7 protein-coding genes are annotated in these 12,013 nt (G+C 39.6%); all 7 read right to left on the reverse strand.

The window, feature by feature from the left end; all coding sequences use genetic code 11:
- Positions 1-55: 55 nt before the first annotated feature.
- Positions 56-3,346 (reverse strand): VCBS repeat-containing protein, encoded by a 3,291-nt coding sequence (locus FC093_RS05475; RefSeq protein WP_240743205.1) that lies wholly within the window; start codon positions 3,344-3,346, stop codon positions 56-58.
- Between the two features lie 158 nt (positions 3,347-3,504).
- A complete protein-coding gene (locus tag FC093_RS05480) occupies positions 3,505-4,239 on the reverse strand; it encodes a hypothetical protein (protein ID WP_137260746.1) in 735 nt (244 codons plus the stop codon).
- A 410-nt stretch (positions 4,240-4,649) separates the two neighbouring features.
- Positions 4,650-6,287 carry a RagB/SusD family nutrient uptake outer membrane protein gene (locus FC093_RS05485; RefSeq protein WP_137260747.1) on the reverse strand — a complete coding sequence of 546 codons (1,638 nt, stop codon included), beginning with the start codon at positions 6,285-6,287 and terminating at the stop codon, positions 4,650-4,652.
- Between the two features lie 19 nt (positions 6,288-6,306).
- Entirely contained in the window at positions 6,307-9,318 is a 3,012-nt protein-coding gene (locus FC093_RS05490) for a SusC/RagA family TonB-linked outer membrane protein (RefSeq protein ID WP_137260748.1), read from the reverse strand.
- Between the two features lie 201 nt (positions 9,319-9,519).
- Positions 9,520-9,981 (reverse strand): gliding motility lipoprotein GldH, encoded by a 462-nt coding sequence (locus FC093_RS05495; RefSeq protein WP_170971003.1) that lies wholly within the window; start codon positions 9,979-9,981, stop codon positions 9,520-9,522.
- A gap of 31 nt (positions 9,982-10,012) precedes the next feature.
- Positions 10,013-10,888 (reverse strand): YicC/YloC family endoribonuclease, encoded by an 876-nt coding sequence (locus tag FC093_RS05500; protein ID WP_137260750.1) that lies wholly within the window; start codon positions 10,886-10,888, stop codon positions 10,013-10,015.
- A gap of 379 nt (positions 10,889-11,267) precedes the next feature.
- Positions 11,268-11,918: a ribulose-phosphate 3-epimerase gene (rpe, locus tag FC093_RS05505; protein WP_137260751.1), complete on the reverse strand. Its 651-nt coding sequence runs from the start codon at positions 11,916-11,918 to the stop codon at positions 11,268-11,270.
- Positions 11,919-12,013: the final 95 nt, after the last annotated feature.

Here is a 12,013-nt window from a genome sequence, read left to right on the forward strand (position 1 = left end):
GCGGCACAGACCAGCACGGAGCTTCTTATAACGCTGCTGTACAAAAACAGGATATTTATTTATCTGCCAACGAGTTTGAAGCAATGCTATGTAGCCGGTACATTACGGGGTAATCATTATTTCTTAAAAACAAGAGTTGTTTACCTTTTTGTGTTTCAATGCGCACAATATCCCGTACTTCACCCTGCACCTGCAAGCCGGTTTGTTGTTGTGGTGTAAAGCTAAAAGCTCCTTTACCATTATTGATAAGCACATCACCATAACTAGCATCCAGCCGCTCAAATTGTGGCAGTAGTGCATACAGATTGCCACCGAGCACCAAATCTGTAAAACCATCGCTATTTACGTCCATGCAGTGGATAGCATTCACCGATGATAGTTGTGTCATTGGTGGTAACTTTTGTATTTCAAACTGCCCGTTGCCTTTATTAACAGCTATTATAGAACTACAATAATTGAATTGCTTTACCACCGACTTACTTACCAACTCTTCAGGAAACAGCTCTTGTATAGACTTCTTTGCATAGTCCTCGTGCCTAAGATTCTGTTTTTTAATTGCCGGAATCTGGTCTTGCAGTTCACGTTTCATAAACACAGGCATGTCTTTACCATCCACTGTGTACGTAAGAATTTTATCTCTGTTGCCATTTTGATTAAAATCATTGATGAATAACTTTACAGGTTTTTCAGCATCCGGATGTAAGTAAAAGTTTTCACCGATATTACCCAGTATTAAATCCTGCCTGCCATCGCCATTAACATCCGCGGTGGCTACAGTTTGCCATAATCCATACATGTTGTTGAGATTGCTTTTTACTTCCGTGAATGTTTTGTTGTTGTAAGTAAAAATATGTGGCGCCATCCACTCGCCAGTTACAATAAGCTCTTTGTGTGTATCGCCGGTAACATCTGCCCAAACGGCACCGGTAATCATACCTGCATTGGAAATGGAAACATTACTGCTTTTTGCAATATCTGTAAAATGTCCGCTACCATCATTTATAAAAATAAAGCTCTGCGGTGTAATGCCATAATCGCGGGGCACATTACGCCCACCAACAAATAAATCCAAATCACCATCACTATCAAAATCGTTGGCAACTGCTACTCCTATATTATGGGCATTGTTGGGAAAAGCACTTGCATCAATAGCAAAGTTTCCCTTACCGTCATTTTTGTACAAGCGAAGCTGCGACTGCCGGCTGTTAGGCATAGTGTTATTGCCGCCGGGACCAACAAACAAATCCAGATCGCCGTCTTTATCTGCATCAAAAAAGAGCACCGCTTCATCTTCAAAATCGAGGAACTGCTTAAATACAGGTTCGTCTTTTTTTATAAATTGCCCATCCCCAGTTTGTAAATAAAGTTGTCCGCCCTGGTTTAAAGCGCCTCCGATATATACATCTTCCAGTCCATCACCGTTTACATCGCCAGCCGCCGCTTTTGGGCCTTCACGCGATAGCATTTCCGGTACATTGCGTTCATAATAAAAATCAACATAGTCGTCTTCGGTATGTTTATCAAAAGCCGTATGTATGCTGTCAAAATAAACTGCATTATTATTTTTGTGTAAAAAATTATAAGGCTTTGATGAAGTAGATTTCGTTAACTGATGGAGTTTATTAAGCTGCGGGTGCAGGTAAACATCATAATAGTGATTAGGCCAAATAACAACCATTGAATCAATAGTATTATGTTTGCCCACCCCAATCACCTGCCGATAGTCCACAGAACTTTGAAAACCACGGCTAGGCACCACTTCGCGTGTAATCACCTCGTTACCTGCATATATTTTAAGGGTACTACCCACAGCAAAGGTGTTTAGGCTATCGCCCTTAAGCGCTATACTGATGTAGTTATTATCGTTTTGCTCGCGCGAATTATTTTTATAAATAAAAGCAGGGCCATTTTCGTTACTTACCACCAAATCCAAATCGCCATCTCCATCCAAATCGCCGTAAGCTGCCCCGTTGCTCCAGGAGCCCTGCGTAAAGCCCCATTGCTCACCGGCATCTTCAAACTGCAGGTTGCCTTTATTTCGGTACGCTTTGTTGGCCAAAGGCGTGCGAGGTATTTCTTTTAATATATTATCTACACTTTCTTTTTTGCCGGTTAGTACCATTTTTTGATTTACATCATTGGCAAAAAAGTCCATAAAGTCAAGATTGGTTAAATCACGGTTCACACCATTACATACATAGATATCGTTATAGCCATCATTATCTGCATCAAAGAAAAGCGCGCCCCAACTCCAATCTGTTGCCGACACTCCACTGTAATTGGCTATTTCGCAAAACTTGCCGTTTTGATTATTCAGTTGTAAACAGTTTTTCATAAACTGATGGTAAAAACCTTGCTTCAGCTTGATATTGTACACATCATAATTATCAAAAGCGCCGGTTGTTTTAATGCGGTAATCGCTCTCGGGCAGCATATCTGTAGTAAAGATATCAAGGTAGCCATCGTTGTTAATATCTGCCACATCTGCTCCCATTGAGGAAAAGCTGGTGTGCTCCATACACTGCTCAAACTCATCTCTGAAGGTGCCATTTTTTTGATTAATGTACAGGTAATCCCGCTCGTAGGAGTCATTGGAAACATATACATCGGGATAGCCATCGTGATTGATATCGGTAACAGATACGCCCAACCCAAAGCTTATTAAACTGCCATGAATACCTGCCTGCCTGGTAACTTCGGTAAAACGTCCGGCATTATTTTGATAAAGATGGTCACCGCCACCCTTCAAAAAATCTCCCACTTTCCATTGCTGTTCCGGCAAGTCGCGGTCATTTGCATAGCCTAATTTGTTAATATTGATAGGACTATTGTTGATCATAAAGCAATCCAGATCACCATCCAAATCATAATCGAAGAAAGAAACTTGTGTTGTGTAAGCTGAAATGTTTAGGCCATATTTAGCAGCTTCTTCTGTAAAAGTGAGATTGTGATTGTTGATGTATAATTTATTTCGCCGGTTGCCATCGCTCATGTGCCCCGAGTTGCATACATAAATATCAAGCCAGCCATCACCATTGATATCTGCCATTACTACGCCAGTACTCCACATGCTGTCTTGTTTAAAGCCTGCCTTGAGAGTAATATCTTCAAATTGCCAGTTACCTTTATTTACATATAATTTGTTATCACCCATGTTGGAGGTAAAAAAAACATCGGGCTTTCCATCGTTGTTAATGTCTCCGATAGCTACGCCACCACCGTTGTAAAAGTTTCTAAAAAGAAAGGTGTTTTCTGTTTTTCCATCCTCTACTTTATTATAAAAGTCAATGCCGGTTTTATCCATTAATTGAAAGAGTACCGGCGCTTGCTTATGCTTGCAAGACATAAGAGCAAGGAGAAAAAACATAACAGTAATAGAAAAAAGCAACTTCATCACACAACTATATCAGGTATATAAATATAAGAAACAGATTTGAAGGTATCTCAGCCTTATTGTTTCGTTTACAAGTTTCCCAAATAAAACACTGCGGTACAGTATGGATATTATACAATAGGATAAAAAATCCTGGTCACCCATTTGGTTGTATCAGCTTCCTTACTTCTGTCTGTGATCATTAGTTCAAATGGAATAACAGGCGCATCTAACGAATGATCCTGCATATATAGCTCTATTTGGCGGTAAGCATCTAATACAGATGATGTACCACCAATAACCTGTACGGTAAGTATTTTATTCTTATAAGGTATAAAGCGCTTAGGATAAAATGCACCTTTTGCAGGTAACTTTTTATTAGTAGGTATTCCTACCATTGTAACGAAGCCGCTATCTGTTTTCCTCACATTAAGCATTGGATAATTTGTAGCATGTGCGCCTTGCTGAGCAATATATCGCTTTAAATTTTGCACAAGCGCGTAAACCTGCACAGTTGAAGGATAAGCATTACTCAGTATCTTAGTAGATATTATAGTTGTATCTGTGAGTGTTGTACGTGTAATATTGTAATGATAAACACATGCTGTATTTTCTAAAAAATGGCGAAGCTGCTGCATCACTTCTACCATATTGTTTTTTAAGGCATTTGCCTTATAATATGCTACCAATTTATTGAAAGGGTTATTTCCTTCTTGTATTTGTGCGCTCCATTGTAATGCAGTAGAATCATTTTTTAGTGGAAGTAACACAAGATTACTGGTATAAACAGTATTTTCCTGCTCGATATTGATGTTTGCTGCATTATATAACTTTTGACTTACAGTATAGGTATATCCATCCCACATTCCACGGCTAGCTCTTTTACTTTTAGTTAGTACTTCATGCCACTGATTGTTTATGACCCGGGATACGGCATTTGTATTACAGTTTATTTTCGCAATAATGCTTACAGTATGCTGAGAAGGCATAAAGAAATAAACCGCTATTAAACCTATAAGTATAAGTAAAAAAAAACAGGAAAGTATTTTTGTTACAGTTGTGTGCATAAGCAATACAGTTAAGCAATATCAAACTCTAAAGATTTCTTTACCTATAAATAATAGTAAATGTAATTACAAACCCTTTATTCCTTTCTTCTACTATTTGTTAAAAAATATACTTGTTTAAATATATAAGTAGGGCAACATATAAAGAAAAAGGTCATTAAAACAATGACCTTTTTCTTTATTAAAACAGTAGTTGTAAGAAATAGTCTTTACTGACCGTACCCCTCATTTTGTTTAAGATTGGGATTTGAGGCCAAAGCTGCCGGCGGTAAAGGGTAAAGCAGGAAATGTGCGTCATCATTAGATTTGTAAGCCCAGGGCTTCAGGAATACGCCAAAGCGGATTAAATCAGTTCTTCTTACAGATTCCCAATATAACTCACGTCCTCTTTCTGCCAACAAAGTATGTGCATCGTACACATTATCGGGATTTACCAATACCATTGATGTTAAGGGCTGCGCGTCTCTTGCTGCTCTCAACTGATTTACCAAGGCCAGTGCACCAGCGTCATCAGGTGCAGCCGAACGCATTTTTGCTTCTGCCACCATTAGTACTACGTCGGAATATCTGAGAAGCATTAACCAGTTACCTGCAGAATTATAGCTAGAGCTACCAAGAGAGTAATCGGGAAGATATTTTATTACCCGAATACCCTTGTCCTCTAAAAGATTGCCAGTTTCTTTCAAATCTGGAGAAACATCTGGAGTGAAAATAAGGGAATTACCTTTTCTATCAAAGTATTTATTACCGTCCTGATCATATTGCTGACCTATAAGTAATCCAGTCCTTACACCTGAAACATTTGTTACACCAGGATAATATCTTCCGCCAATTCTCATATCCAGTGCAGTATCCTTTGGTGTTTGTGTAGTCGCAGTAGAAGTACCGAAAGAATTATAAAATTCTGCTACAGTAGAAAAACCATTCCATCCGGCTGCCGGTGCCAGTACGTCATACTGATTATAATGCAATGTTGACCACCAATAGTTACTAATCCCTGTATTATTAGTAGATACACCAGATGAATTGGCAGTTGCAAAAATAGCTTCTGAATTAGAAGAGTTATGAGGGCTAAAAATATCCCAATAATTAGAACTAAATGAATACTTGCCAGAATTGATAATTTCATTACCCAAGCTAATTACTTTCTGCATATCGGCATCGTCGAACGTGGGGCTTTGCCTGTTAAGAAATGCACCCCTGTTGAGATATACTTTCATCAGCAGCATTTTAGCCGCCTCGGGCGTAGCTTTAGTAATAGGACTTTTACTGTCAAGATCTGGTATTACAGCATTCAGTTCATTAATTATAAACTGTATCGCACTGTCACCGCTATATACTTTTGGTGCATTTAGCAAGTTTTCACCCGGATCTCTATAAGGAAATTGCCCAAAAAGATCCAATAGCTGGTATAATGCAAAAGCCCTTATAAATCTTGCTTCTGCAGCTTGTTCTGCAGAAGGCTTAAAATTCAGAACATTGGTTGCATCAAACTGGACTTTATTAAGGCCGTTAAACTCATCATTAAAGGTATTAACATTATCCGCTGTCCAGGCATGTTGGTGCAAAGCACGCCATTTACCATTATCATCCCAGTCACCACCACGGGTAGGAACAATAGTTTCGTCTGCCGGCACTTCTTCCAAAGCGAAGACCCTTCCCAAGTCTGAATAGCGATACCCTAAATCATAATAAGCTGTCTGCAAAAACAAAGAAGCATCAAAAGTATTGGCAGCCTCCTCATTCGTTAAAGTTGAATTTAGTTTTTGATCCAACTTCGTACAGCTAATAGAATAGGCTATAAAAAGAAAGAATATTGCTGCTTTTATATAATTATAATATTTCATATAGCTTAATTATTATCATTTATAAACCAAAATTTAAACCAAAGGTGATGATACGTGGAGTAGGGTACGGCAGGTACTCTATGCTTCTCGAAGGATAATTATTATTGCTTTTATCCGTATTTACTTCAGGATCAAAACCAGTGTACTTGGTAATGACAAATAAGTTTGTTCCGCCAACAAAAACATTCAAATTTTTAATGTAAGTTCCTACATCCCCAACAGCATAATTCAAGGTAGCGTTGCGCAGCTTGATGTAATTTCCACTTTCCAAATATCTGTCCGATGCAATGGCGCCACTGCTTACACCTTCACCGGTGCCAAGCACGGAATTTGAGACATTCTGCCCTTTTCCGAATTGATAAATATTGGTAACACCATTTAAGGTGTTATTATATATCTGGTATCCAAATGCACCACCCAGGTTAAAAGTAAGAGAGAATTTATTGTACCGTAGAGTACTGCTAAAGCCGGCTATAACATGCGGATTAGGGTCGCCGGTATAAAATGCAGTATCACCAACTATCTGGTTACCACTTTGGTCAAATCCCCTGAATGGTTTTAAATAAAACACATCTACAGGTTGATTATTAGTTATACGCTGTGCAAATACATCTGAGAGACCATTACCGTTTATAGTACCGGTAAGTATGGGTGCCTGGTTGAAATGCTTCAACATATTCTTGTTGTAAGCTATATTGAAGCCTGCATCCCAGGTAAACTGCTTTTGTGAAGCAAGTGTAGCATTAATGCCAAATTCAACGCCTGAATTAATTAAGTCAGCAGGCAAGTTGATGAAATAGATAGAAGCTGGAGCCGGCTGAATAGCGGTACTTTGGAACAGCAGGTCTGTTGTATTTTTATGATAATAATCAATAGAACCTGATACGTTTTTGAAAAGACCGAAGTCTAAACCAATGTTAACTGACGTTGTCTTTTCCCATTTTAAATCCGGGTTGGCAACGTTTGTCTGACTAACACTGTTATATTGACTTGAGGAAATTTGTTCCAACGAGGCACCGGAAGGAAACTCCTGGTTGCCGGTAATACCCCATGATGCACGCAAGGATAAGTTGGTAAATGTACTGCTACCTTTTAAGAAACCTTCATTACTGATATTCCATTTTGCACCAACGGATGGAAAATAACCATATCTGTTATTTTTACCAAATTTATTAGAACCATCTGCCCTTAAAGTACCAGTCAAATAATATTTATCCGACAAGTTAAAGTTCACCCTTCCGAATACGGATTGTATCTCTGTATTAGGGTCGCTGGAGTATGTTAAAGGAAACTGAGTGGAGGCATTTTGCATGAAGCTGGTGTACTTAACATCGGTACGTGTAGCCTGAACTAAGTTGGTGTTAAAACCTTTAGCAGCCAAACTTGAGTTCTCGTAGCTGCTTTTCCAGTATTCATACCCCGCAACAGCATCAAATCTTAAATTGCTGGTCAGGTTAGTATTGTAATTTAAGGTGTGTGTAAAAGTTTGCGAGGTAAGGGCAGCATTAGATATTGCAGCAAAACCTGAACCTGACAGGCCTTGAATACCAGCCACCCAGCCTTCAATGTTTGTTTTTCGTGTTCCGGCGCCATGGTTAACAGCATACAAGAATTTATAGGTTAACCCTTTAGCTAACTCTAATGATGCCGAAACATTGCCTAAAAAAGTATTTACATCTGCGACATCGCTATAAGCATCAATAACAGCCAGGGGATTAGGTATAGCATAGTTATTTGCGACAGTATTATTGAATTGACCGTTTTCATCATAAAACGGGCTGGTTGGATTCCAGTTTAATGCCCAGGATATTAAAGCACCACCTGCTCCCGGGGTATTTGAAATCAAACTCATATTTTCTGTTGTATGGCCAGCTATTAAGTTAAAGTCAAGCGTTAAACGTTTATCCAGAAACTTATATGTGCCACCCAAATTTGCCAGGTATTTATCTAAAGAAGTCTTTTTAAGAAATCCTGCTGTTTTAGAACCTAAAAAAGAGGCACGAAACTTACCCGTTTCATTTCCACCGCTAAATGCCAGACTATAATTCTGTGTTAGATCATTACTTGTTATAGCTTTTAAAGCATCAACAGATGAACCTGCATCGTAAGGGTTAGTATTACCAGAAAGGGTGTCTAGCTGATACGTCTTAAGCGCATTCCTGAATTGAGAAGCGGAGAGTATATCATATTTCTTCATGTATCCTGCAAATGCCCCGAAGTTGGTACCAACTTCTAATTTAGTAGGACCACTTGTTCCCTTCTTTGTTGTTATAACAATTACCCCATTAGCTCCACGCGAGCCATAAATAGCAGCAGAAGATGCATCCTTCAATACATCAATTTGTGCAATGTCATTTGGATTGATGTAAAGTAAAGGATTGGACTCCGGTGTGGTACCAAAGCCAAGCCCGGCAGTACCTAGATCCAAGCTTGGTTTAGCAGTTCTGCCATCCAAAGGCACCCCATCTACCACGTACAAAGGATTGTTAGCAGTGCGGATGGAGTTGTTACCTCTGATTTTTATAGTAGTGGCAGCGCCAGGCTGTCCGCTGTTAGCTGTAACTTCCAATCCGGCTACTTTATTCTGAAATAGCTGGTCAGGAGCAGCAATAACGCCTTGGTTAAAATTTTTAGAAGTTACCGAAGCTACCGACCCCGTTACATCCTTCTTTCTTGCCGTTCCGTATCCAATTACTACTACCTCATTAAGATTGGTTTGACCTTGTGTAACCAAACTCACATTAACGCTGTTTTTGCCCTCGATATTTATGTCTTGTGGCACAAAGCCCACGTAACTAAAAGTAAGTGTTGTTGCAGTTTCGGGCACAGCTAGCGAAAAGTTACCGGAAACATCCGTTTGTGTTCCAATATTGGTTCCTTTTACCAGTACAGAGACGCCTTGCAATGCTGCGCCTTTATCGTCTGTAACGGTACCGGTTACTGTTTTACTTTGAGCCCAAACTGAAGTTTGCAATAACAGCAGTAGCAGTGGACATAAGAGTAGTACTCTCGTTAGTCGGTTTAGTTTCATAATAAACAAGCAGATTTTTGAAAGAGTAAAAATAACATGGTTGTGTATTGAATACACAAATTGTTAAAAATATTTTTTTTGTAAACTATTAAGACAGAGACTCAGGCAGTTATGCTGCACCGGGAAAGCGTACTTTTTTACCGATATTTTTTACATTAAGGCGGCAGTGCTTATAATAAAGTATAATTGTGGGTAAATTAATTATGGAGTTACTTTTTCTACCCGTATGCCTGCATTCAAAACATACTGCAGCGGATTTTCGCGCATTACCTGCTGAAGCATGAATTTGTAATTGCCGGCTTTGAACTTTAGTGGGTTGGTATTAATTAATATGCGGTGCTCTACAATATCGTCAATGGTATTGCCCAGCCATTTTTGGTTGTCGCCCAGTTTTAGGTTGGCTCGTACCGTTTGCACCGTATCGCCGGGTGGAATGGTGGTGATATCCATCCAAAGATTGTTGAAATGGTATGCGTCGCCATGGCGCAATACTATAAATACATTGTAGTGCGCAGCCGTATCGGTAATGGTAAAATTAAATGTAGGTTTTTCGGCGGCAGCCCACTCGTGTTTTGGAAAAGGTATTGTTTTTTCGTACACATCAAGCTGCTGGCAACCGGCAACAAATGCTGCTAATAGTATAATGATGAAATAAATTTTCAATGTTTCTTTTTTATAAAAGTACATAGCCGTATTACAATGCATTCAGTATCTGTTCCTTTGCTTTTTCCAGTTCATCTTTCATCAGCACTACGCATTTTTGCACCTGTGCATGATATGCCTTGGAGCCGGTAGTATTTATCTCGCGGCCAATTTCCTGCAGTATAAACGATAGCTTCTTGCCTTTACTTATCTCCGGCTCTTTTAGTATCTGCCTGAAATAGTCGCAATGGTTTTTTAGGCGTACTTGTTCTTCGCTGATGTCTATTTTTTCAATATAATAAATTAATTCCTGCTCCAGGCGGTTAGGATCGTAATTGTCTTTTCCCAAATTTTCTTCCAGCACTCTTACCAGCCCGTCCTTTATTTTCTTGCGGCGCTCTGGCTCCATAGCAGCAATCTGCTGCTCGTACGATTGTATATTTTTGATACGTTCCAGCAAATCGGCTTCCAGCGATTTGCCTTCTTCTTTGCGATGAATGTTCAGCTCTTTTATCGCTTCTTTTATCAATACCTGAAATGCCTGCCATTCTTCGGGGCTTAGCACATCGGTGCTGGGCGTTACCACATCGGGCAATTTTAGCAAAACACTTAATAAATTGTCGGTGTTCATGTTCAGATCGGCAGCTAATTGCGCCACTGGCTCGTAATACGACTTGGCCAGTTCTGTATTGATAGTCACCGGCTTGGCCGAGCCATTTTGCTTAAGCAGAATACTACATTCTATGCTACCTCGGATGAGCCCTTCGCTGAGTATGTTGCGTACCTCAAACTCGTAAGGTTTTAGAAGTGTTGGAAGATTTAATCTGATGTCAAACTGTTTACCATTAAGGCTTCTTATTTCTACTAAAAATGTTTTATCGTTTATAACCTGTTCTGCACGACCATAACCGGTCATTGAATACAACATAGCTTAAAGTTAAGGGGTAAAAGTAACGGCATTTTTACAAAAGCTATCTTTTGAAAACACTGAATTTTTCTTTAATCAATAATTAATAAGTACATTGTCAACTAAATAGCTTAAGTATTCGGTGCGTATCCCCACCCGGTCTTACCATCTGAAATGGTAGCGGGAGGGTTAAAATATATTTAATAGACAATGTAACAAGTAAATGATGATAATTAAAGTCGTCGTTCCGCCTCTTCAGAGGTGAAACCGCCAATGCACATTTATATTTACTTGTAATCAGCGGCAGCCTCTTCAAATGAATTGGGACAAATAGTGCGGAATTTGTGAACACAATCAGTCAAATATAATTCTAATAATATATTTAATAAACAAATAAAGGCTATACTGCCTTAAATTGCCCGATGGTAGCCACAATATCGTCAGCTCCAAAAATACTGCTACCGGCAACCAGTACATCGGCACCGGCATTTACTACAGCGGCTGCGTTGTCCAGTGTAATACCACCATCCACTTCTATCAGCGCGGTATAAGCCTTTTCATCAATCATCCGGCGCAACCTTTTTATTTTTTCAATGCTGTGCTCAATAAACTGCTGCCCGCCAAAGCCCGGGTTCACGCTCATCACCAGCACCAAATCCAGGTATGGTAATACATCCTGCAACAGTTCCACCGGCGTATGCGGGTTAAGCGCAACGCCCGCATGAATACCCAACTTTTTTATCTGCTCGATATTGCGGTGCAAATGCCGGCAGGCTTCATAATGTACCGTAATACTGTTGGCACCCGCACTCTTGAAATCTTCCACATACTTTTCCGGTTCTTCGATCATCAGGTGTACATCGTGATATTTGCCGGGGGTTGCTTTGCAAACGGGTTTTATTACCGGCACGCCAAAACTGATGTTGGGCACAAAACGCCCGTCCATTACATCAAGGTGTACCCATTCAGCCACGCTGTTATTAATAAGCTCGCACTGCCCGGCAAGATGCAAGAAATCGGATGCTAAAAAGGAAGGCGCAATAATGGGCATTGTATGCAATGTTTAATGTGGAATGTTTAAAGTTTAATATTGAACAAAACAAAATCGTTTCAAAAGTAAAACATACCGGCGAGCTATGGTGAATG

This window comes from Ilyomonas limi, from assembly GCF_005233845.1.
Classification (GTDB): domain Bacteria; phylum Bacteroidota; class Bacteroidia; order Chitinophagales; family Chitinophagaceae; genus Ilyomonas; species Ilyomonas limi.